Genomic DNA, 22,381 nt, shown 5'->3' with positions numbered 1-22,381 from the left:
AGATCCCCCTCGGTGGCCGCGCCGCTGTCGGCGGAGATGACCGGCAGATCGTCGGTGCCGGTGATGGTGATGGTGACCGTGGTGGTCGAGCCATCCACCGACTGCACGATGAAACTCTCGACCTTGGTCTCCCCCTCACCCAGATACTGCACCTTGCTGTTGTCGACGTTGTAAGTCCAGGCACCGTCCTCGGTGATGGACAGGCTGCCCAGTGCACCAGCACTGGCCACGCCATTGCCAACCACGAACTTGGCCTCATCCGCACCGTCCACATCGGTCACGCTCAGAGTGCCGGTCTCGGTCAGGGTCGGGTTGCTCGCATCCTCGGTCACTCTGCCGCTGTCAGCGCCACCAATAATGGAGGCATCGTTAACCGGCGAGACGGTGCCTGTCACCTCTGCGGTGGTATTGTGCAGGCCGTCGGTGACCGTGTATTCGAAGGAGATACTACCGTTGAAATCTGGCGCGGGCGTGAATACCAGTTGGCCATTGCTGAGGGTCACAGTGCCATTGTTGATGGCAACAGAGCCACCTTCGGCAATGGCCTGACCGTTGATGGCATTGATGGTCAGACGATCGCCATCGGCATCGGCATCGTTGCCGGTCACATTGATGGTGACGGTGCCGTCTTCCTCCACGCTGAATTGATCATTCTCGGGCAAGGGAGGGGCGTTCACCATGCTGCTGTCCGTGCCCTTGGGCGAGGTATTGCCCGCCGGATCAGTCAGGGTTGCATCGACCGAGATGGGACCATTGTTCGGCAGATCCGTCGTGGGAATGGTCAGATTGACCTGAGCCTTGTTGATATCGTCGGTAGTCAGAATGGAAGTGCTGTCAGGTACCCCATCTCCATTCCAGTCCACATCAAGACGATCACCGACTTTTGCATCGGCCGGCAGGCGGATGATGATATCGACCCCACTCTCCCGCTCGTTGGCGGAGATGATGTTGTCCGCGCCATCCTGGATCTCCACCAGCGGCGCAGAAGGCGCCGTGCTGTCCACGCTGCCATCATCGGTGGCGGTGCCGGTATTGCCGGCGGGATCTGTCACGCTGGCGGTCACGTCATAGCCGCCGTCCGGCAGAGGAGTCTGCACATCCACGCTGAAGCTGCCATCCGGATTGACAGTGGTGATCAGGGTCTGCTGGTTGCCGTTGGCGTCGGTCACCACCAGGGTCACAGTGCTGCCGGGAGCGGCATCCGTGGTCCCGGTGAGGGTCGGGGTGCTGTCGTTGATGTTGTCCGGCGCGGACACAGTGATGGTGGGTGCGGTGAGATCGAGGAGCTCATCCTCGTCATCCTGCGCTTCGGCCAGCGGAGCGGCATCATCCGGATTGGCGGAATCAAAGCCGGCGGTGGAGATGGTGGCATCACCGGTTCTGTCGATGGTGATGAAGCCGCCGTTGCCGCTGGCACCCGCAACGCCGCCTACGTTGCCCGCAGCGGGTGCCCCGCCCGCCGCCGACGCTTCAAATGCCTGGGTCGGGTCTGTCCCCGCCAGAATCGCCTGCTGCAGGGCGGCGATGTCGTCAGGTACATCCCCCTGTGCCAGCTGGGGCTCTTCAGACTCGGGAGTGTTGCTCGGGCTCAGGGTAAAGGTGGTCTCCCCCCCCTGGAAGCTGGCCCCCTCAGGAGCGAGCAATACTGCATCCTTGGGCAGCACATCGCCTTCAGAAAGAAGCGTCTGGCTCCCGTCAGCGGCAACCAGGTAGACTTTGCCTTGCAATTGGGTAACGACGACATCCTGATCCAGTACGATGCTCTTGCTGCTCATGGTTTCTCCTGAAATATCAATGGGCATAGATTTCCAGCCTCCAATGTGCCCGTTAGTCCGACCAGATACCAGTGAGAAAAATCGAACGAACAGACCGAAATGAGGCTTGGATTCGCGCCGAAAACGAAGGGTGTTTGAAGGGTAATAAAATTAGTTAAATCAATAGCATCAAAAATGACAGAACCAAGATGGGAGCCTTATTGGCTCCCATTTCACGTCGACTCAAGCCCCGGCCCAGAGCAGGATGGCCAGCAGCTGGGGAGAGATGATCCGCAGGAACATCACCAAGGGGTAGACTGTCGCGTATGACAGGGCGCTGGCGCCACTGGTGGGGTGCATGCCGTTGGCGAAGGCCAGGGCAGGAGGATCCGTCATGGAGCCGGCCAGCAGGCCGCACAGGGTGAGATAATTGACCTTGCCATAGTGGCGCGCCAGCACCCCGACTACCAGCAGCGGGATCAGGGTGATGGCCACGCCATACATCATCCAGGCGGGACCATCCCCGTTGATCAGGGTGTCGATGAAACCGGCCCCGGACTTGAACCCCACCACCGCCAAGAACAGCACTATGCCTATCTCCCGCAGCGCCAGGTTGGCGCTCGGCGGCATGAACCAGTAGAGCTTGCCGATGCTGCCGATGCGCGACAGTATGAGGGCCACCACTAGGGGGCCGCCCGCCAGACCCAGCTTGAGGGCCGCCGGGAATCCCGGCAGATAGAAGGGAATGGAGCCGAGCAATACACCCAATCCAATGCCGATGAAGACCGGCAACATCTGCACCTGCTGCAGTTTTTGCTGGACGTTGCCGACCACGCTGGTCACGGCTTCGATGGCATCGAGCCGCCCCACCAGGTTCAGGATGTCGCCAAACTGCAGGCTGGTCTGGCTGGTCGGGACCAGCTCGATGCCGGCCCGGTTGAGGCGCGAGATGACCACATCATATTTCTGCTTGATGTCGAGATCCCGGATCCGCTTGCCGAGCACCTGCTCATTGGTGACCACCACCCGCTCGACCCGCAGATCCGTGCCCCGGGTAGAGAGGGAGGTATCCACCTCCTCCCCGAGCACCAGCAGCACCTTGTGCAGGGCGTGGCGCTCCCCCACCAGGTGCAGCAGATCGCCGAGCTCGATGCGAGAGTCGGGCTTGGGCACCATCAGTTCGTCACCCCGCTTGAGGCGGGAACAGATGACATCGGCCTCGTCCAGGCTCGGGATCTCGCCAAGCATCAGGCCGTGCATGTTGGGGTTGCGCACCGCGATATTGATGGTTTGCAGGCTCTCCTTGGTCTTGCCCGCCTGTTGCTCGAACGCGGCTGCTTCTTCGTCGATCTTGACGTGAAAGAACATGCGAATGAGCCACATGGTGAGCAGGATGCCGCAGATCCCGAACGGGTAGGCCACCGCATAGCCCATCCCCATCAGGCCGGTGGAGCCCGGATCCGCCCCAAGCTCGGCCAGGATCTGCTGACCCGCCCCCAGAGAAGGGGTGTTGGTCACGGCACCGGAGAAGACCCCGAGGATCACCGGCAGCGGCACGTCGAACAGCTGGTGCAGCGCCGCGGCCACCACACAGCCGAGCAGCACCAGCAGGGCGGCGAAGCCATTGAGCTTAAGCCCCGAGCTGCGCAGGGAAGAGAAGAAGCCGGGACCGACCTGGATGCCTATGGTGTAGACGAACAGGATCAGACCAAATTCTTGAATGAAATGAAGTGTTTGCTCATCCAGCTTCAGGCCGGAGAGCCCGGCAAAATGACCCACTATGATGCCGCCGAACAGCACACCGCCAATTCCCAAACCAACGCCATAGACTCGCCAGTTTCCCAGCCAGAGTCCCAGCACCGCCACCAGCGACAACATGCTGATGGAAAGCGCGATCTCACTCATTTTTGCATCCTTTCCAAGCTGAACTGGCACTAGCTTGTCAGCAAACGAAGGGGGCAACTGTGGGATGCCGCACGAATTCAGGCTTTGATGGGTGCAAAAATACCAATTAAGGGCTAGTCAGGCGACATAGCCATAGATGGCCACAAAGTGACAGAGGCTCCCCCCCAGCACGAACAGATGCCAGATGGCGTGGTTGTAAGGGATCTGCCTGGCCATGTAGAAGATGGTGCCCAGGCTGTAGATGAGCCCGCCCAGCCCCAGCAGCAGGAGCCCGGTGCCATCCAGATGTAGATAGAGTTGATAGACGACCACCAGAGACAGCCAGCCCAGCATCAGATAGGTGAACAGTGACAGGCGCTTGAAGCGGTTGATGAACAAGAGCTTGAATACCACCCCGGCCAGGGCCAGCCCCCAGATCACCACCATCAAGCCCTGCGCCAGCGGGGTATCGAGCGCCACCAGCAGGAAGGGGGTGTAGGTGCCGGCGATCAGCAGGTAGATGGCGCAGTGATCAAGCAGCTTGCACCGGCGTCTGGCCACCGCCGATCCCATGCTGTGGTAGAGGGTCGAGGCGAGATAGAGCAGCACCAGGCTGGTGCCGTAGAGGCCGTAGCTCAGCAACGCCTGAGGCCCCTGATCCCAGCCCTTGTGCAGCAACAGGATCAGGCCGATGATCCCCAGCAGCAGCCCCAGCCCGTGGCTGAGACGATTGGCCCACTCTTCCCGTGGGGAATACCCCGTCACATCCGTCATCACTACCTCCTGCCAAGATCCGATCCACTCTAGCGGCCGGCGTTTCAGGCTACAAGTGTTAGCTCAAAATAAAAGGGGTCGGCTCGGGGGGAGTCTTGGCGTCAGGAGGTGGCTGTTCCCCCCGCCCCTTTGGTGTATGCTCTGCGGCCGACGCCACCCGCGCAGATGGCCGTGTCTGTCCGGCACGGCGCGCGCCCGGTACTTTCTGCCCGACAGGCTGGTCTGGAGAACCTGATGAAGCTGACTGAACTGTTTACACAACCGGATCCTGACTTCGGCCAGGCCATGACGGCCCTGCTGGAGACCTTCCATCACTCGGATGACAGTCAGGCCCCCTATCAGCGCGACAGTTTCGTCCACCAGCTCGATCAGTCGTCCATGCCCGCCAGCGGCATAAGCACGACAGAGTACCTCACGCGTCTCGCCGCCCTGGTACCCGGCGCCTCCCATCTCACCTCGCCCCACTACATGGGGCACATGACGGCGCCCTTGCCGGCCTTCACCGCCGAGCTCTCCCGCCTGCTGGTGATGCTCAACCAGAATCCGATGAAGATGGAGTCCTCCCGCCTGCTCAGCTTTCTGGAGCGGGAGGTGTTGGCCAAGCTGCACCGCCTCGTCTATCGGGAGAACGACGGTTTTTACGAGGCGCAGATGCATGCCAAGGATGCGGCCCTCGGCGTCATGACCAGCGGTGGCACCATAGCCAACGTCACCGCACTCTGGCTGGCCCGCAACCGAGCCTGTGGCGACGATCTGTTTTCCCTCTACGAGCAGGGCTACCGTGGCGCCGTGATCCTGGGGTCTCGGCTGATGCACTACTCCTTCGACAAGGGGATGGATCTGCTGGGGCTGGGGGCTTGCCGCGTCTGGCGCCTCGAGACGGATGCCGACAACCGGCTCTGCCTCTCGGCCCTCGAGCGCGCGCTGGTTCAATGCCGGGAGCAGAAGCTCAAGGTGCTGGCCCTAGTGGGGGTCGCCGGCAGCACGGACTTTGGCTCTATCGATCCCTTACCCGAGCTCGCGGCCATCGCCCGGCGCGAGCAGATCCACTTTCACGTGGATGCCGCCTGGGGTGGCCCGACCCTGTTCTCCCCCCGCTATCAGGGCCTGCTGGATGGCATAGCGCAGGCCGATACCGTGACCCTGGATGGCCACAAGCAGCTGCTGGTACCGCTCGGCACCGGCATGCTGCTCTGTCGCCAGCCGGATCTGATGATGACGGTGAAGCGGGAGGCCCCCTACGCCATTCGCGCCAGCTCCTTCGATCAGGGCCGCTTCACCCTGGAGGGCACCCGTCCTGCCAACGCGCTCTATCTGGATGCAGCCTTCCAACTGCTGGGTCAGCAGGGCTATGCCCAGCTTATCGACGCCAATTACGACAGGGCGCGGCGGATGGCTGAGCTCATCGATGCCCACCCCGCCTTCGAGCTGATGTCGGCCCCCGTGATGAACCTGCTCTCCTATCGCTGCATTCCGCCCCACCTGCAGGGCAAGGCCCTGGACGAGGCGGCCAACGAGCAGATCAACGCCTTCAACGTGGCGCTGCAAAAGGCCCAGCGCGCCGAGGGCCACAGCTTCGTCTCCCGTACCCAGCGGGCGGTAAGCCGCTACGGAGCACAGCCGCTCACCCTGCTGCGCGCCGTCCTGCTCAATCCCCTCATCGAGGAGCGCCATATCCGCGGCTTGCTGGATGACCAGTTGCGGCTCGGCAGCCTCATTGCCAGCCAGCTGTTCGACCAGACGCAGCAACAAGGTCCTGTGGCATAAGGCAGCAAGTGCCATCCTCACCCCGAGGGATGAAGACCCCGCAGCGGGGAACTGCACACTAAATGAACGGTCTTATTCATTTGCCGTTGCCTAACGGGTAGGTACACTGAGTGAAATTTTGAGGTTAGAGCCCAGCATGAAGCAGTTTATTGAATTTATTCCCCTGATCGTCTTCTTCGCGGTCTACAAGTTTTACGACATCTACACCGCCACCGGTGCCCTGGTGGCCGTCACCGGCCTTCAGCTGCTCTACAGCTGGGTGCGGTATCGCAAGGTCGAGAAGATGCAGCTGTTTACCTTCCTGCTGGTCGGTTTCTTCGGCGGCCTCACCGTCTTCTTCCACGACGATACCTTCATCAAGTGGAAGGTGACCGTGATCAATGCACTTTTTGCCCTGGCCCTGCTCATCAGCCGCTACGGCTTTGGCAAGAATCTCATCAAGCAGATGCTGGCCAAGGAGCTGCAAGCCCCCGACCGCGTCTGGGACAACGTCAACCTCGGCTGGGTCGGTTTCTTCGCCCTCTGCGGTCTGCTCAACCTCTATGTGGCCTTCAACCTCTCCCAGGAGATGTGGGTCAACTTCAAGGTCTTCGGCCTGCTGGGCATGACGCTGGTGTTCACCCTGCTGAGCGGCGTCTATCTCTATCGCCACATGCCAGCCGAGCAGAAAGCAGAACAGAAAAAATAACCGCAACCAGAAAAGGATCCTCTCATGTGGTATCTCGTCTACTCCGAAGATGTCGCCGGCAGCCTGCCCCAGCGCAAGCTGGCTCGCCCTGCCCACCTAGCCCGTCTGCAGGCGCTGCAGGATGAGGGGCGCCTGCTGACGGCCGGCCCCAATCCGGCCATAGATGCCGAGGATCCGGCCGATGCGGGTTTCACCGGCAGCACAGTCATCGCCGAATTTTCCAGCCAGGCCGACGCCAAGGCCTGGGCAGATGCCGATCCTTATGTGGCGGCAGGCGTCTATGCCAAGGTGACCATCAAGCCGTTCAAGAAGGTGTTCTGAAACGGGTCGATTGGCATCATTGAGCGCGAGAATGCAAAAGGCCGGACACTGTCCGGCCTTTTTACATCTGCACGCCCTGGCGGCGACAATCAGGCTCGCGCCACAAACCAGGGGTTGAGGATGTTCGGCTTGTTGTAGGCAAGCGCAGTGCCATCGAGCTGGGTCACGCTGCCCCCCGCCCCTTCCAGCACAGCCTGCGCCGCCGCCGTGTCCCACTCGCAGGTAGGGGCGAGGCGCGGATAGAGCTCGGCGCCCCCTTCGGCGATGATGCAGAACTTGAGGGAGCTGCCCATGGAGACCAGTTCTATCTCGCCAAAAGGCGCCAGATAGTCGAGGGTCTCCTGCGACAGGTGGTTGCGACTGCCCACTACACGCCATGCTTCCCCATCTCCATGGGGGCGGGTCTGGATGGCTTCATGCTTACCATCGGCAACACGCCAGGCCCCGACCTCCTTGCCGCCATACCAGAGCCGGTCCAGCACAGGGGCATAGACCAGTCCCCAGACCGGCCTGCCATGGTCGATCAGTGCAATGTTCACGGTGAACTCGCCGTTGCGGGAGACAAACTCCTTGGTGCCATCCAGCGGATCCACCAGCCAGTAGCGGGACCAGCCGAGCCGCGCCTGCATCGTCTCGGCGTCCGACTCTTCCGACAGCACAGGGATATCCGGTGTCAAGCGGGCCAGCGCCTGCACTATCACCTCGTGAGCCCCCTGATCGGCGGCGGTGAGCGGACTCTCGTCCTGCTTGAACTCCACAGCAAAGGGTTGACGGTAGATGGCCAGAATGGCGTCACCGGCGGCGCGGGCTATGGGTTCCAGCTCGGAAATGGCGGGTAAGAACATAGAAAAGACATCTCGCTCAAATGGTTAGCTAGTGTACCTATTTCGGACCTGTCTGGCTTATAGCCGATTTGCCTGAGTTATTACCCCTGTCAGTTCTCACAGACAAAAAGTGGCGCAGATCGACTAATGATGAATGTGCCAATAAGGCACACTCATAAGGATATGACGCCATGAGCTACAAAACGCTGACCGCTGCCCTGCTGCTGGGCTGCCTGCCCCTGCTGAGCCAACCTGTGCTCGCCGCCGACAAGCCGGCTACCAAACCGGCCACAACTGTCACCAGTACCAAGGAGGTGGGCAAGATCAACCTGAACACCGCCAGTGCCGATGAACTCGCGGCGTTGAAGGGCGTTGGCGAGAAGAAGGCGCAAGCCATCGTCGATTACCGCGAGAAGCAGGGCAAGTTCACCTCGGTGGATCAGTTGGAAGAGGTTAGCGGCATAGGGCCCGCCACCCTGGATGCGAACCGGGACATGATTATCGTCAAGTAACCGGTTTGAATCCCTGTCATCCGAGGGCGGCCTGTGGCTGCCCTATTTGTCTTGGAGTATCATGAACGCACTTTGTATCCTCGGACTCATTCCATGAAAAAGACACCCCTCGTTGTTCGCAAGGCCGTCCTCCCCGTTGCCGGTCTGGGTACCCGCATGCTGCCCGCCACCAAGGCCATCCCCAAAGAGATGCTGCCGGTGGTCGACAAGCCGCTGATCCAGTATGTGGTGCGTGAGGCCATCGCCGCCGGCATCAAGGAGATCATCCTGGTGACCCACTCCAGCAAGAACTCCATCGAGAACCATTTCGACAAGAGCTTCGAGCTGGAAGCGACCCTGGAGAAGCGGGTCAAACGCCAGTTGCTGGAAGAGGTACAGCACATCTGCCCGAAAGACGTCACCATAATGCACGTGCGCCAGGGCGAGGCCAAGGGCCTGGGCCATGCGGTGCTGTGCGCCCGCCCGCTGATCGGGGATAACCCCTTCGCCGTGCTGCTGCCTGACGTGCTCATCGACGAGGTGGCCAGCGATCTCAAGCAGGACAACCTGGCCGAGATGGTGCATATGTTCGAGGCGGACCAGATCAGCCAGATCATGGTGGAAGCCGTCCCCGAGAGCGAAGTGGACAAGTATGGTATCGCCGACATCAAGGGCGAGGCCCTGAGCGCCGGCATGTCACTGCCGATGCAGGCCATCGTCGAGAAGCCGCCGCGCGACGAGGCGCCTTCCAACCTGGCCGTGGTCGGCCGCTATGTGCTCTCCGCCAACATCTGGCCCTTGCTGGAGAAGACCCCGGCCGGGGCGGGCGACGAGATCCAGCTGACCGATGCCATCGCCATGCTGATGGAACACGAACAGGTCAATGCCTACTTCATGAAGGGTCGCAGCCACGATTGCGGCAGCAAGCTGGGTTACATGAAGGCCAACGTGGAATACGCGGTACGCCATCGGGAGATGGACAGCGAATTTACCGCCTGGCTCAAGCAGTTCGTCAAACAGTTGTAATTGCTGAAAATTCACGCAATACACAGAATAAAAGACTGGGCATCATTCGATGCCCATTTTCATTTTATAAACAAAAATTCAACCATTGATAGATAAAATATCGTCAAAAGCTCTCGTTGTAATTCAATCCTGCTTGTTTTATAAGGAATATGGCTTGTTCCTAGCCCTTGCATAAAATTTCTAAAAAAATATAAGACACAGGTGGAAGTTCCAATGAATAACCCGTCCAAAGGGACCTTTTTAGGTCACCCTAAAGGGCTCTTTTTGCTCTTTAGTACCGAACTCTGGGAGAGATTCTCCTACTACGGCATGCGTGCCGTGCTCGTCCTCTATCTGACTGACATGACCGCCAACGGCGGCATGGGCTGGACCCAGGCCGACGCCCTCAAGCTGTACGGCATCTATACCGGTCTGGTCTATATCACTCCGATCATCGGGGGCTGGCTGGCCGATACCTTCCTCGGTCAACGCCGCGCCATCCTGATCGGTGCCATCTTCATGGCCGCGGGTCAGTTTACCCTGGCCCTGCCCCACGCCATGTTCCCGGACATGGTCAACACCGTCTTCTACGCGGGCCTTGGCTTGCTGATCCTGGGTAACGGTCTGTTCAAACCGAACATCTCCACCATGGTGGGCGACCTGTATCAGGAAGGTGACCACCGTCGTGACGGTGCCTTCACCATCTTCTACATGGGCATCAACCTGGGCTCCCTGCTGGCAGGGGTGATCTGTGGCGCCGCCGCCACCGCCTACGGCTGGCAAGCCGCCTTCGTCAGCGCCGGTATCGGCATGCTGCTCTCCCTGGTGGTACAAGCCACCATGGCCCAGCGTTTCCTCGGCGACATCGGCCGCGTGCCGGCTGCCCAGCGCGCCGCCATGCAGCGTTCCAAGGAGCAGAAAGCCCCGCTGACCAAGCAGGAAGTGGATCGCATCAAGGTCATCCTGGTGCTGGGTCTGTTCACCATCATCTTCTGGGCCGGTTTCGAGCAGGCCGGTGGTCTGATGAACCTGTACGCACAGGAGTATACCGACCGCATGATCGGCAGCTTCGAAGTGCCGACCGCCTGGTTCCAGTCCCTGAACCCCTTCTTCATCATCACGCTCGCCCCGATCGTGGCCGCCATCTGGATCAAGCTCGGCAGCAAGGAGCCAAATTCCCCGGTGAAATTCGCCATGGGTCTGCTGTTCCTGGCCGTCGGCTTCCTCTTCATGATCGGTGCCGTGCTGGAACAAGGCGGCGATCAGGCGGTCAAGACCTCCATGTTCTGGCTGGTCGGTGCCTACCTGTTCCACACTCTGGGCGAGCTCTGCCTCTCCCCGATCGGCCTCTCCATGGTGACCAAGCTGGCTCCGCTGCGCCTGGCCTCCCTGATGATGGGTGCCTGGTTCGGCTTCGTCGCCCTGGCCAACTATGCGGCCGGTTTCATCGGCTCCTTCGTCGGTGAAGCGGGTCCGATCGCCATCTTCGGTGGCATCGCCCTGGCCGCCGTGATCAGCGCGCTGATCCTGCTGACCATGGCCAACCGCCTGGTCTACTGGATGCACGGTGCCGAAGGCCCCGCCAAAGAGGCCGACGAGCACGACAAGAAGCTGCAATCCGCCGCCGTCTAACCGGTCCGGACTGCACAGCAAACAGGGCGCCCATTGGGCGCCCTGTTTGTTTCGGCTCTAAAGCTCGGCCTCAGTGATGACGAACCTGCATCTTCAGGGCACTGCCGTTGTCGCTGCGAAACTGCAGCTCGAAGGGTTCGTGCCAGCTGCGCTTGTGCAACCCATAGCGGCTGCTGCGCATCAGCCCGAGCGGCAATCCACCCGAGCGCATCAGCCAGTGGGGCGAAGTGAGGCCCGCATTGGCAAACACCAGTCCGTCTTCCTGATCGAACAGCAATGCCGCCATGGAAAAGGAGTGGCGCAGACCCGACTCCAGCAATTGCAGATTGAGGTAGTCGAGCAACCTGTGGGGCTGGGTCAGCAACTGGCTCTCCTGCTGCTGATATTGGCGATAGGGGCCGTTCATCAAGGAGCGCACCAGAGCACCGCAGAAGGCGGCATCCACCCCCAGGATGGGCAGCTCCATCACCAGCACCAGCAGCTTGTCGTCCAGCTTGAAGGTGTCGGGAATGAACAGATTGCCCATGCCGGCGAACGTCACCTGCCAGGGCCCCCACTCCTGCATGCCCGGTGGTGCCAACCAGGCCAGCAGGCGGCTGGAAGCCAGATCGTGAGCCCGGAAGAAGTCGATGTGCTCCATCAGCTCCAGTTGCTGGCTCTGGTGGGCGTTGCTCGTCAGGCACTGATCTATGCTGCGCCGGATCTGGCCATAGTCATCCACCGGCTTGATGAAGAAGTCGCTCGCCCCCGCCCGCAACGCCCGCTCGATGGCGGCCATCTGATCCTGGCCCGAGATGACGATGACAGGCACCTCGGGGTAGCGGGCGGTGAGGCAGGCGATCACCTCATGTCCATCCATGTTGGGCATGTTCAGGTCGCATAACACGATATCGGGGTGATAGAGTGCGGCTGCAGAGAGCCCTTCGATTCCATCTTCGGCCTGAAAGACACAGGCCCCATCATGCTCGAGATAAGTGACCAGCGAGTGGCGAAAAACCGCTTCATCTTCCACCACCAAGATCCGTAGTCCGGCTTTTGACATCTTGACAAAGCTCTTATTAGTCAAACGGTTATTTGAGCACTAAGCCTAGATCATGGGAGCGCCATCTCGCCACCCAATATTGCCGGACAGCCCCTTCAAATGGTCAGTCAGCCACCCAAGCATTTGAAATGGGCTGATTATTTTGTCAGCAATCAATGCCTCTTCCTTGCCGAGCGGGAGGGTCAGCGCCCCCATTCAACATTGGATGAAGGGACGCCACGGCATCATCAGGCTGTCATCCATGGGCACCGTGAATTGTATGCAACCCCGCCATGAGGGATAATGCCCCCCACTCCAGATCGTGAAGCAGACCATGACGCCAGCCGAATACAGCGCCCTCGCCCATCCCAGACTCTCCCATCCGGCACGCAGCCTCTATACCCTGCAGCTGCGCCGGCTGGTGCTGGAAAATCGGCTGCCCAGGCTCAACTATCCCGAACTCGGGCGCGCCCTGGCGGTGGTCGATCCGGGCAATCCCAGCGGGTTCTGCTATCAGGTCAATGCCCGCCAGCTCACCGAGTTGCTCGATGAGCTGATGGAAGCCGAATTGTTGCAGGTCGAGGCACAGGCGGACAGTGAGCACTACCATCAGTGCCCCTTCCAGCTGCCCCTGCTGAGCCAGCGGGTGCGCAGCCCGCTGCCGGAGCGCCCCTTCCAGATGCATCTGCGGTGGCGGCCGGATGAAGAGCTGCCCGCCCTCGCCCGCCTGTGCGGGGTGATCGATGCCAGCTACAGCGAAGAGGATCTGGGGGAGTTCATCGCCTACTGGCTTGGCCGCCCCGAGGTGTTCGACTCCCAGCATCAGTGGATGCTCAAATTCATCCGGACCCTCAAGAGCCGACGATACACAAGGCGCCAGCCGACCGAGGTGGCCGGTTATCAGCAGATCACCCCCGCCCCCGTCGATTCGGGGCCGAGCAAGCGGGCGCAGGAGATGATCGAGGCCGCCAAGCGGCTGGCCCAGACCCAGGAGCCGGACAATGATTGATCCCGGATGCCCGCAGCAGGCACTATTAACCCCTTGTCACCCCAGCCCCAGCAGAAGGAGTATCCCATGACAGATCCGCACGACCCGCTGCGCCAGGAGCTGGAGGAGATCGAGGCCAAGCGCCGGAGGATCGCCAAGGCCAAACAGGACCATCGTGTGCACGATCCCGAGCTGAGCCAGCACGTGGGCGGCCTGCTCGAGCGCATTCGTCGCCTGCAGGCCCAGACCGGCGGTGGCCAGTACGACTACGAGACCCTGCGCAAGGAGTACGACGCCAAGGCCAATGCCGAGGTGCGTGAACTGCAGAAGGCGGCGCGCCAGGAGCGGATCCAGAAGCTGATCGCCCAGGCCGACCTCAACCCGGACTGGATCTTCGAGAAGATGGATGCCGGCGACCCCGCGCTGCAATACCCCATGGAGACTGCCCGCTACTTCATCAGCGGCTTCGAGCATTGGGAGAAGAGCGGCGGCGGCTGCATGCTCATCTACGGCGACTACGGCACCGGCAAGTCTACCCTGGCGGGCGCCGTGGCCCATGAGCTGATCGAGCGCCATCAGAAATCGGTGATCTTCCAGCAGTGGGCCTCCATAGTGGACAGGCTCTTCTTCAACGTCATCCAGGATCAGGAGGAGCGCAATCAGTACCGCCGCGCCCTGGAAGAGGTGGATCTGCTGATCATCGACGAGGTCGCGGCCAACCGCGCCAAGATGGCGGAGAGCCAGTCCAGCTTCCTCGGCCACCTGTTGCGCCGCCGTCGCAACCTCTCGAAGAGCGTCATCATCATCACCAACCACAGTCCCCAGAGTCTGCATCAGGCCATAGGTGACTTCAGTTTCGAGGCGATCAAGGCGTTCAACCCTGTGGATATACACCTGAGCGGCCCCAGTCGTCGCCCCAGCATAGGCCACTACAACGGTTGACCCTGTGCGAGCCCGGGCCAGTTGCCCGGGCTCGCCGCATTTCTCCCTCCTCTCAAATAAAAACAACTCTCATTTACAGCGCTGTGCCAACCCTTTAGGCTAACCCTTTCGCCACAGGGAGCAGCACATGCCAACCACACTTGTCTTCGGAGCCAGCCGCGGGCTGGGCCGCACCTTCACCGATCAGGCCCTGCGCCAGGGTCACAGGGTCCTGGCCCTGGTTCGCCAACCAGAGATGGCCGCCGAGCTGCGCACCCTGGGGGTCGAGGTCATCGAAGGGGATGCGCTGGACCCGGCCGCCGTGCAGCAGGCTTGTGCGCAAGCGGGCCCAACTGCCCGGGTCATCTCCACCCTCGGTAGCTTCCGTCAGCCACAACCCGTGGATTATCAAGGCAATCGCAACGTCATCGACGCCATGGAGCAGACCGGGATCATACGCCTGCTGCTGGTGACGTCCCTCGGCTGCGGCGACAGCTGGCAATACCTGCCCGAGCGGGCCAGGGCGGCGTTTGGTCACGAGGTGCGCTTGAAGAGCCTGGCGGAGAGCTGGCTGCAGACCAGCACGCTCGGCTGGACCATCCTTAGGCCGGCCGGCTTGCAGGATGGGGAGGCAACCGGTCAGGCCGTGCTGAGCCAGGGCAAGGAGGTGCATGGACTGGTGCGCCGCGCCGACGTGGCCGCCCATGGCCTGCGCCTGCTGACTGATGAAGCTGCACTGGGGCAGATCTACGCCATCGGCGATCCCGAGCTCCATCGTGCATGACCCATCCAAGACCCAATCCACCGCATAAAAAAACGGTCAGCCCTTGGGCTGACCGTTTCACACTCTGTCGCCGCCGCGTTATCTCGCCTGGCTGGCGGCCGTGACACTCGCCACCTTGGCAACCGGCAGCGACTGTTGACGCCAACGCAGCAGCAGGCAGGCGAGGCCACCATGAAGCAGTGCCAGCCCCCAGAGTTGCCACCAGTAGCGCGACACCTGACTGAACTCGGCCCCCATCTGGTTGAGGCGCAGGAATCCCTCTATGGCCGGCGTGCTCGGCACCCACTGGGCCAGCCAGTTGAGGGGCGTCGGGATCAGCTCCAGCGGCCAGATGAAGCCCGCGAGGAAGACCAGCGGCAACGAGGAGATGAGCACCACCTGGGTCGGCAGGTCGCGACGGGTAAACAAGGCCCCCAGCACTACCCCAAGCCAGGTGGTGGCCAGCAAGAAGGGCAGGGTGAACAGCCACAAGGCGGCCGGCTCGGCGGTGCGGGCTATGCCGTAGTAGTCGAAGCAGAAGCCGAAGAAGTAGGTCACCGGCAGCACAAACAGCCCCCCTACCACCAGAGTGCGCGCCAGCAGCAACGCCAGCACGGGCACCTGCTGCCAATAGCCCTGCTCCCCTCGCCCGCTTCGCTGGTTCTGGGTCGCCCCCAGAATGCCGGTGCCCATCAGCAGCACCTGGTGCAGGATCAGCACGAAGACCGCCGGCACCACGTAGTTCACATAACCCATGGTGGGGTTGAACACAGGCACCACGTTGAGCCCAACCGCATTCCAGCCCATGGCGGCCTGGGGCAGCGCCTCGCCCTGGCTCAGCAGCCGGGCCACCTTGACCTGAGCGGCCAGGGTGCCACCCGCCTGGGCCAGCCCCTCGGCTATGGTGCCGTAGACCAGGAAGTAAGAAGCGTCCCCGGCGTAACTCAGCGTGACGCTCTTGCCCAGCATCAGATCCCGGTAGAAGTGACGGGGAATGTGCAGTATGCCGCTGGCCTTGCCGGTCAGCAGCCACTGACGGGCCTGTGTCAGGCTGTCGACCCGAGCCACCAGTTTCACCTGGGGCGTCGCGTCGGCCATGAACTCCAGCTGACGGGAGAGCTGGCTGCCATCATCGTTGACCACCACCACCACCTCCTCGCGAGGCAACTGATGCAGATAGGGTTGCGGATAGAGGAAGGAGTAGAAGAAGACGCCGCCAAACAGAGTCAGCATGATGGCCCTGTCCGCCAGCAGGGTGCGCAACTCGAGGCGCACCAGATCCCAGAAACCCATCATGATTCAGGCTCCTTGGTGGCAAGTTGGCGGGCCGCATGGGCCTGGGGTTGATAGCGCCGCACCACCAGCAGCAGCGGCAGCTGGAACAGCAGCAGGGCGCCGAACTGGGGCAGGGCCGCCGTCAGCGGCTGACCGTAGTTGGTCTGGCCTATCTGCAGCTCGACATAGTGGGAGATGGGCAAGAGGCTGCGCCAGAACTGGGCCACATCCCCCATGGCGCTGACCGGGAAGGTCACCCCCATGAAGGCGAAGCCCGGCGCCGTGTAGGCCCCCGCCAGGGAGAGCGCACGGGCCGGATCCCGGATGACACCGTAGAAGAAGGCCCCCATGCTGACGCAGGCGGCCGAGGCCAGCCCCAGACCCAGCGTCAACACCAGCCAGCTCCCCTGCATGGGATAACCCAGCGCCTTGAACAGCAGCAGACTCCACGCCAGCCCCCACCCCCACCCGATGAGCACATGGGGCAGCAAGGTGCGCCAGAGGCCGAACCAGACCCCTCTGGTGGTCCAGTCCAGACCGAGTCGATCAGTGCGAGCCAGGGCGTTGAGGCCATAGAGCACCACCAGGATCTGCCACACCGCGGGCAGCAGGGCGCTCAGCAGAAACTGGGCGTAGCTGGAGTTGATGTTGTAGAGCGCCGTCACCTGGCTCGCTATGGGCACCGATTGCCCCAGCGCCCCGGGAAGCGCCTTGCCGTCGGCCATGGCCGCCAGCACGCCCACCTGACCGTTGAGGGTGCCCACCACCTGCGCCAGGGCCGCGTTGACCAGCTTGGCGATCAGAATGAACTGGCCGTTGTTGAACACCGTCACCTGTGGCTGGGTGCCCTCGCGGGCATCCCGCTCCAGGTGGTTGGGGATCACCACCAGGGCATAGATGTCGCCGCCGCGTAGGGCTAGCGCGCCCGCATCGATGGAGTCAAACTGCTGCGCTATCTTAAGCCCGGCGGAGGCATCCAGCGAGAACGCCAGCTGGCGGGAAAGCGTGCTCCGATCCAGATCCACCAGACCCACCTTGAGGTCGCGCGCCAGCCCCGCCGAGAAGATCCAGCACAAGAGCCCGATCAACAGCAGCGGGATCCAGCTGGTCAGGGCCCGGCTGAAGGGGTCTTGCCACAGCAGCCGCCATTCGCGTCCCATCAGAGTTCGACCAGCACGCTCATGCCAACCCGCAACCCTTCAACCGGTTGCAAGGGGCGCGCCTCCACCTGGAAGCTCTTCATGTCAAACCCCTGACGGGTGTCTGTGGCTCGCCAGGTGGCGAAATCCCCCATCGCGGCCACATGGGCCACCTTGAAGCGTACCGTCTGATCGCCAAGGCCCGGGATGCGGGCATCAAACTCGGTGCCGACCGGGAAACGGGGCAGCAGATCCTCGCGGATATGGAACTGGGCCCAGGCATCCTTCATGTCGAGCAGGGTCACCACGGGGAAGCCCTGGGGCGCCAGCTCGCCGCTGCGTAGCAGCACCTGGGCGACCTCCCCCTCGTGCGGACTAGCGATGCGAGTGTCTGCCAGATAGGCCTCGACCTCGGCCACCCCGCCTGCCGCCATCTTGGCCTGCTCCCGCGCCGCGATCTTGGTCTCCTCCCGCGCCCCTTCCAGGGTCATCTGATATTGCTGCCAGGCCATGCCTTCGCTGTATTCGGCTGCCTGCCAGGCCGTCCAGGCCTCGTCACGCTTTTGCAGCGGCATGACGCCGTCCCTATGCAGGCTGGCGATACGCTCATAGGTCTTGCCACGGAGCAGGGCGGCCGCCTTGGCTTGTTGCCACTGATCCTTGGCCGCGGCTATCTGCTGGGCCCGCGCCCCCTTCTCGGCCTCCTGCGCCATGGCGCCAGCGGCCGCCTGACCGGCCTTGGCCTGGCTCAGCTTGGCCTCGATTTCCGGGCTCGCCAGGGTGAACGCCAGCTGACCCTTGGCCAGTTGATCTCCCTTCTTCACCAGCACCTCGTCGATGCGCCCCGCCACCTTGGAGGAGACCGAATACTGCTGCGCCTCTATCTGCCCTTGCAGGCGCACCGGCTCCGGCTGATAGGCCAGCCAGAAACGCCAGCCCAGCCAGATGACCAGCAGCACCAGGGCAAGTGGCAGCAACCAAGGCTTGCCCTGGCTCATCTTCTTCTTGATGGGGGGATGACTCATGAATTCACCTCGGCAAAAGGGCGACCCTTGGCGGTCGAAACAGTGATGGACAGATGGACCTGCAGGGTCGAAGTCATGAATTCACCTCTATTGCCTGACCATGCTGATATTGATTGAAACTGTTCATCTGACCGGAAAGCGCCAACAGGCGGGCCAGGGAGATCACATATTGATAGGCTGCCGCGGCACGCTGGGTCTTGACCCCGGCCAGCTGGCTCTGGGCATCCACCACATCCAGGGAGGTGGAGAGCCCCTGACCGAATGCCTTGTCCCGCAGACGCACGTTCTCCTCGGCCAGGGCCTGGGTCGAGGAGAGGGCGTGATACTCCTCCAGCCCCTGCGCTGCCTCGCGCCAGGTCTTCTCGACCAGCAATTCCAGATCCTGGCGGGTCTTGGCCTGCAGCAGATTGACCTGCAGCTCGGCACTCTTGGCCGCCTGCACAGTCTCGGAGCGGCCGTCGCGGCTCACCAGCGGCATGCTGACCCCGACCCCGACCAGCCAGTCCGGGGTGGTCTTGGAGACGATGGAGTCATCTTCATAGAGGTTGTAGTTGCCGAACAGGAAGAGCTCGGGGGCGTATTTGCCCTTCTCCAGCTTGATCATGCCCTGGGCCTGCTCCTTCTTGGCCGCCAGCAGCTTGAGGCCAGGGTGCACCGCCAGGGTCTCCTCCACGAAGGGCGTGAGCTGTGGCATCCCCTCGTTGATAAAGAGCCGGGTATTGGGCTCCGCCTGCTTGAGCTTGAGCATGTGGCCGAGCGCCAGCTGGGCTATCTCCAGGCTGCGCCGCGCCTTCTGGGTATCGATGCGTGCCCTGTCATAGGCCGACTGGGCAGAGAGTCGCTCGACCCGGGCTATCTGGCCCTGGGCTTCGAGCTTTTTGGCATGATCCAGGTGGTGGGCCAGCCCCTGCTCTATTTCCTGCTTGGTCTGCACTACCTGGGCCGCCAGCACCACGCCGAAGTAAGTCTGGGAGAGGCTCTCGAAGGTGGACTGCTGCTTGAGCACCAGCAACTGCTGCGCCTCGCTCACCTGCGCCTGGCGGATATCCTGGGCCGCATCGATGCGTCCACCGGTGAAGAGGGGCCACAACATCTTGACCGAACTGGTGACCACGTTCTGCTTGGTGAGGGGGGTGACGAAGTCGCTGGGACTGAGGTTGAGCGCCTGCATGACGGGGCCCAGCACCTTGCCAAATTCCGGATGATTGGCGATGGGGTTCAGATCCAGCATGTCCAGCTCCATCGGCTGATCGAGATGGGTATAGCTGGCCCCCACATCCACCTTGGGCAGGTACATGCCCTTGGCCGCCTCGCGCAACTGCTCTGCCCGCGCCACCCCGGCCTGCTCCGCCGCCAGCCCGTCATCTTGCTGGATGACCCGGCTCCAGGCCTCGGTGAAGCTGACGGTCTGCGCCTGCGCCGAGCCCAGCATGGCTCCCAGCAGGCTCGGGCAGAGCAATTTGATGAACCTTGACGTCATACATCCCCAATTTATGTTTGTAATAAAATTGTGTGGAGCCTTTGCTCGATTCAGGCTCGCTATCATAGCGTAAACAGGCGCCGGAAAGAGACTGGCAAATCACCGAGTCCCTCACTCATTTGACCCTGACCATGGTCCCAGACAATATGTCTGATTTTCAAGCACTCCTGAATTTGCAAGCCTTGGCGCGACGTTTTTTTCAGAAAAAAATGGCTGACGCTCAAATACTAACCTTTTCTCCTGACTAAAAAATGCGTAATATACGCCGCCCTAAGCCGATGGTAACCGTGGAATGCAGATAGGTCCCCACACGCTTGAAACTCCCTTGATCGTGGCCCCCATGGCCGGTGTAACAGACCGACCATTTCGTGAACTTTGTTTACGTTTGGGAGCAGGCATGGCCGTTTCCGAGATGCTGCTGGCCAACCCGGATGTCTGGGATACCCAGAAAACCAGGATGAGAATGGGCCACTCTGCCGAAACCGGACTGCGATCGGTCCAGATTGCCGGAGCCGACCCCGAGATGATGGCGTTTGCTGCCCGCTACAACGTGGAGCAGGGCGCTCAGATCGTCGACATCAACATGGGATGTCCGGCAAAAAAAGTGAATAAAAAGTTGGCAGGCTCCGCCCTGCTGCGCCAACCCGATCTGGTCAGATCCATCTGCCAGGCCGTGGTGAATGCAGTAGAGGTACCTGTCACCTTGAAGATCCGCACAGGATGGGATCCGGATAACCGCAATGGCGAGGAGATCGCCCGAATCGCCGAAGATTGCGGTATCGCGGCCCTTGCCGTGCATGGTCGTACCCGCTCCTGCCTCTACAAGGGCGAAGCGGAGTACGACACTATCAGGGCGATTAAGCAGGCCGTATCGATTCCTGTTGTCGCCAATGGTGACATAGACAGCCCGGAGAAGGCCCGGTATGTCCTCGACTATACCGGCGTCGACGCCGTGATGATCGGCCGTGCTGCGCAAGGACGACCCTGGATTTTCCGGGAAATCCGTCATTTTCTTGAGACGGGCACCAAGCTGCCGCCTCCCGACAGGGAAGAGGTTCGCACCCTGATGAACGAGCATGTTACCAATCTGCATCAGTTTTACGGTGCATATCTGGGAGCGCGCATTGCCCGTAAACACGTGGGCTGGTATCTGGATGAAGAAGAGACGGGCCGAGAATTCCGTAAGCACTTCAATGCCCTGGATTGTGCAGACGCACAGTTGAACGCGCTTGAAATGTATTTCGATGGATTAGGTTAACGCATAACTAAAGAGCCGACCGAATATGTTCGAACAAACCCTGACTTCTGATGCATTGGTAACAACTACTCACAATCACGCTGCCGAGCCAACCCAGCGCCCCCTGCGTGACTCTGTGCAACAGGCCCTGCGTAACTACCTGGCCCAGTTGAACGGTCAGGAAGTGATTGATCTGTACGATATGGTTCTCTCCGAAGTCGAAGCCCCCATGCTGGACGTGATCATGCAGTACACCCGTGGTAACCAGACTCGCGCCGCCGTGATGATGGGCATCAACCGTGGCACCCTGCGCAAGAAACTCAAGCGCTACGGCATGAACTGATTTCAGTCATCCTGCTGCAGTGCAGATAAAGGCGTATCCCAGCGATGGGATACGCCTTTTTCTATGGCCGGTTTTCCGGACAGCGCCTTACTCCGCGGCCAGCTTGATGCCAAGCCCCACGAACAAGCCCCCCATCAAACGATTGAGCCAGCGTCCCAACCGGGCAGGCAGGCGCACCTTGCGACTCGCATAGGCTGTCGAGAAGGCCAGCAGGTGGCACCAGATCATCCCGTTGATGTTGAAGATGCAGCCCAGCACGATAAACGCCAGCGCCTTCTGCGGCGCATCGGGGGCGATGAACTGAGGTACAAAGGCGAGGAAGAAGAGCGCGACCTTGGGGTTGAGTACATTGGTCAGCAGGCCCTGCCGAAAGATCCGCCCATAGGAGAGCGCTGGCAGCGATACTGCGGGCTCGCTCGCAACAGATGAGCTTGCGCCTTGCCTGAGCAGGGAAATCCCCAGATAGACCAGATAGAGCGCCCCCATCAGCTTGATGACGGCGAACAGCTCGGCCGAGGCACTCAGTAGTGCAGACAGCCCCAGGGCCGCCGCCAGCACATGCACCATGGTGCCCGTTCCTATGCCCAGCGCGGCCACCGAGCCCGCTCGCCAGCCTTGCGAGCCACTGCGCAGCATGATGAGCAGAGAGTCCGGCCCCGGCATCATGTTCAGCAACAGCCCGGATACGATAAACAACGCCAGATCGTGGATCCCCAACATACACAGCTCCCTTGCCGATGAAACTCACAGTCTATGGATCCAGCCCGCCTTGTCACTCCCCATTACGGCAATAGTGGGCATAAGCAGGAGGCATAGCCAGGGGCTATCAGGGTTGGTGGGCGAGAGAGTAGAAGGGTCGAAAGGTAATCAAGTGGCTAAAGAGCAGGCCATTTATTGAGGCAGATGGCCTGAGCGTTCTCTGCTCCATAAGAAAATCAGTGCTGAAGCGCTGAATTTCAGGCAATAAAAAACCCCGCTCATTGAGCGGGGTTTCTTCTAATTGGGTGCCTGGCAGTGTCCTACTCTCGCATGGCGAATGCCACACTACC

21 protein-coding genes are annotated in these 22,381 nt (G+C 61.3%); 11 read left to right on the top strand and 10 right to left on the bottom strand.

The window, feature by feature from the left end; all coding sequences use genetic code 11:
• The 3 genes from AB5Y91_RS01785 to AB5Y91_RS01775 all read right to left on the bottom strand — a co-directional run.
• Nucleotides 1-1,775 (bottom strand): retention module-containing protein (locus AB5Y91_RS01785; protein ID WP_368168933.1); only part of this gene is annotated, 1,775 nt, incomplete at its 3' end.
• A 222-nt stretch (nucleotides 1,776-1,997) separates the two neighbouring features.
• Entirely contained in the window at nucleotides 1,998-3,659 is a 1,662-nt protein-coding gene (locus AB5Y91_RS01780; RefSeq protein WP_106884853.1) for a putative transporter, read from the bottom strand.
• A gap of 117 nt (nucleotides 3,660-3,776) precedes the next feature.
• Entirely contained in the window at nucleotides 3,777-4,412 is a 636-nt protein-coding gene (locus AB5Y91_RS01775) for a hemolysin III family protein (RefSeq protein WP_042649093.1), read from the bottom strand.
• 234 nt (nucleotides 4,413-4,646) lie between these two features.
• Here AB5Y91_RS01775 and AB5Y91_RS01770 point away from each other — a divergent pair, with 234 nt between their 5' ends.
• From AB5Y91_RS01770 to AB5Y91_RS01760, 3 genes are all read left to right on the top strand, one after another.
• Nucleotides 4,647-6,179 (top strand): aminotransferase class V-fold PLP-dependent enzyme, encoded by a 1,533-nt coding sequence (locus tag AB5Y91_RS01770; protein ID WP_368168932.1) that lies wholly within the window; start codon nucleotides 4,647-4,649, stop codon nucleotides 6,177-6,179.
• Nucleotides 6,180-6,315: 136 nt separating this feature from the next.
• Entirely contained in the window at nucleotides 6,316-6,867 is a 552-nt protein-coding gene (locus AB5Y91_RS01765) for a septation protein A (RefSeq protein ID WP_368168931.1), read from the top strand.
• 24 nt (nucleotides 6,868-6,891) lie between these two features.
• Nucleotides 6,892-7,188, top strand: coding sequence for a YciI family protein (locus tag AB5Y91_RS01760; protein WP_368168930.1), 297 nt, complete (start codon nucleotides 6,892-6,894; stop codon nucleotides 7,186-7,188).
• Nucleotides 7,189-7,277: 89 nt separating this feature from the next.
• On the opposite strand, the gene cysQ is transcribed toward AB5Y91_RS01760, so the two are convergent.
• Nucleotides 7,278-8,033, bottom strand: a complete 756-nt coding sequence (cysQ, locus tag AB5Y91_RS01755) for a 3'(2'),5'-bisphosphate nucleotidase CysQ (RefSeq protein ID WP_368168929.1) — start codon at nucleotides 8,031-8,033, stop codon at nucleotides 7,278-7,280.
• Nucleotides 8,034-8,203: 170 nt separating this feature from the next.
• On the opposite strand from cysQ, the gene AB5Y91_RS01750 reads away from it, so the two are divergent.
• From AB5Y91_RS01750 to AB5Y91_RS01740, 3 genes are all read left to right on the top strand, one after another.
• Entirely contained in the window at nucleotides 8,204-8,524 is a 321-nt protein-coding gene (locus tag AB5Y91_RS01750) for a ComEA family DNA-binding protein (RefSeq protein WP_106884857.1), read from the top strand.
• Between the two features lie 93 nt (nucleotides 8,525-8,617).
• Nucleotides 8,618-9,529: a UTP--glucose-1-phosphate uridylyltransferase GalU gene (gene galU, locus AB5Y91_RS01745; protein ID WP_025325880.1), complete on the top strand. Its 912-nt coding sequence runs from the start codon at nucleotides 8,618-8,620 to the stop codon at nucleotides 9,527-9,529.
• Nucleotides 9,530-9,742: 213 nt separating this feature from the next.
• Nucleotides 9,743-11,140 (top strand): peptide MFS transporter, encoded by a 1,398-nt coding sequence (locus tag AB5Y91_RS01740; protein ID WP_106884859.1) that lies wholly within the window; start codon nucleotides 9,743-9,745, stop codon nucleotides 11,138-11,140.
• 70 nt (nucleotides 11,141-11,210) lie between these two features.
• On the opposite strand, the gene AB5Y91_RS01735 is transcribed toward AB5Y91_RS01740, so the two are convergent.
• Nucleotides 11,211-12,182, bottom strand: a complete 972-nt coding sequence (locus tag AB5Y91_RS01735; RefSeq protein ID WP_025325878.1) for a response regulator — start codon at nucleotides 12,180-12,182, stop codon at nucleotides 11,211-11,213.
• 313 nt (nucleotides 12,183-12,495) lie between these two features.
• Between AB5Y91_RS01735 and AB5Y91_RS01730 the strand changes: the two genes are divergently transcribed.
• From AB5Y91_RS01730 to AB5Y91_RS01720, 3 genes are all read left to right on the top strand, one after another.
• On the top strand, nucleotides 12,496-13,170 hold the full coding sequence (locus AB5Y91_RS01730; RefSeq protein WP_042649095.1) for a DnaT-like ssDNA-binding domain-containing protein: 675 nt from the start codon (nucleotides 12,496-12,498) through the stop codon (nucleotides 13,168-13,170).
• 66 nt (nucleotides 13,171-13,236) lie between these two features.
• Nucleotides 13,237-14,091 (top strand): DnaA/Hda family protein, encoded by an 855-nt coding sequence (locus AB5Y91_RS01725; RefSeq protein WP_042649085.1) that lies wholly within the window; start codon nucleotides 13,237-13,239, stop codon nucleotides 14,089-14,091.
• Nucleotides 14,092-14,218: 127 nt separating this feature from the next.
• Complete coding sequence (locus tag AB5Y91_RS01720; protein ID WP_368168928.1) at nucleotides 14,219-14,854, top strand: SDR family oxidoreductase; 636 nt, start codon at nucleotides 14,219-14,221, stop codon at nucleotides 14,852-14,854.
• A gap of 78 nt (nucleotides 14,855-14,932) precedes the next feature.
• Here the strand turns inward: AB5Y91_RS01720 and AB5Y91_RS01715 are convergent, their stop codons facing one another.
• The 4 genes from AB5Y91_RS01715 to AB5Y91_RS01700 form a co-directional block, all read right to left on the bottom strand.
• On the bottom strand, nucleotides 14,933-16,129 hold the full coding sequence (locus tag AB5Y91_RS01715) for an ABC transporter permease (protein ID WP_368168927.1): 1,197 nt from the start codon (nucleotides 16,127-16,129) through the stop codon (nucleotides 14,933-14,935).
• Complete coding sequence (locus tag AB5Y91_RS01710; RefSeq protein WP_368168926.1) at nucleotides 16,126-17,268, bottom strand: ABC transporter permease; 1,143 nt, start codon at nucleotides 17,266-17,268, stop codon at nucleotides 16,126-16,128. Before AB5Y91_RS01710 ends, AB5Y91_RS01715 begins: the two co-directional genes overlap by 4 nt.
• The gene (locus AB5Y91_RS01705; protein ID WP_368168925.1) at nucleotides 17,268-18,272 is read right to left on the bottom strand and encodes an HlyD family secretion protein; all 1,005 of its coding nucleotides are present in this window, start codon (nucleotides 18,270-18,272) and stop codon (nucleotides 17,268-17,270) included. The genes AB5Y91_RS01710 and AB5Y91_RS01705 overlap by 1 nt, the downstream gene beginning before the upstream one ends.
• Nucleotides 18,273-18,345: 73 nt before the next feature.
• Nucleotides 18,346-19,752 carry a TolC family protein gene (locus AB5Y91_RS01700; RefSeq protein ID WP_289987668.1) on the bottom strand — a complete coding sequence of 469 codons (1,407 nt, stop codon included), beginning with the start codon at nucleotides 19,750-19,752 and terminating at the stop codon, nucleotides 18,346-18,348.
• 292 nt (nucleotides 19,753-20,044) lie between these two features.
• On the opposite strand from AB5Y91_RS01700, the gene dusB reads away from it, so the two are divergent.
• Both dusB and fis read left to right on the top strand, forming a co-directional pair.
• Complete coding sequence (gene dusB / locus AB5Y91_RS01695; protein ID WP_111911924.1) at nucleotides 20,045-21,010, top strand: tRNA dihydrouridine synthase DusB; 966 nt, start codon at nucleotides 20,045-20,047, stop codon at nucleotides 21,008-21,010.
• A gap of 25 nt (nucleotides 21,011-21,035) precedes the next feature.
• Entirely contained in the window at nucleotides 21,036-21,332 is a 297-nt protein-coding gene (fis, locus tag AB5Y91_RS01690) for a DNA-binding transcriptional regulator Fis (protein ID WP_005309538.1), read from the top strand.
• An 87-nt stretch (nucleotides 21,333-21,419) separates the two neighbouring features.
• On the opposite strand, the gene AB5Y91_RS01685 is transcribed toward fis, so the two are convergent.
• Nucleotides 21,420-22,052: a LysE family translocator gene (locus tag AB5Y91_RS01685; protein WP_368168924.1), complete on the bottom strand. Its 633-nt coding sequence runs from the start codon at nucleotides 22,050-22,052 to the stop codon at nucleotides 21,420-21,422.
• Nucleotides 22,053-22,381: the final 329 nt, after the last annotated feature.

Source organism: Aeromonas sp. R4-3, from assembly GCF_040908275.1.
Taxonomy (GTDB): domain Bacteria; phylum Pseudomonadota; class Gammaproteobacteria; order Enterobacterales; family Aeromonadaceae; genus Aeromonas; species Aeromonas rivipollensis.
Note: the sequence above shows the minus strand (reverse complement) of the source record. Positions and strands in the feature narration are given on the sequence as shown.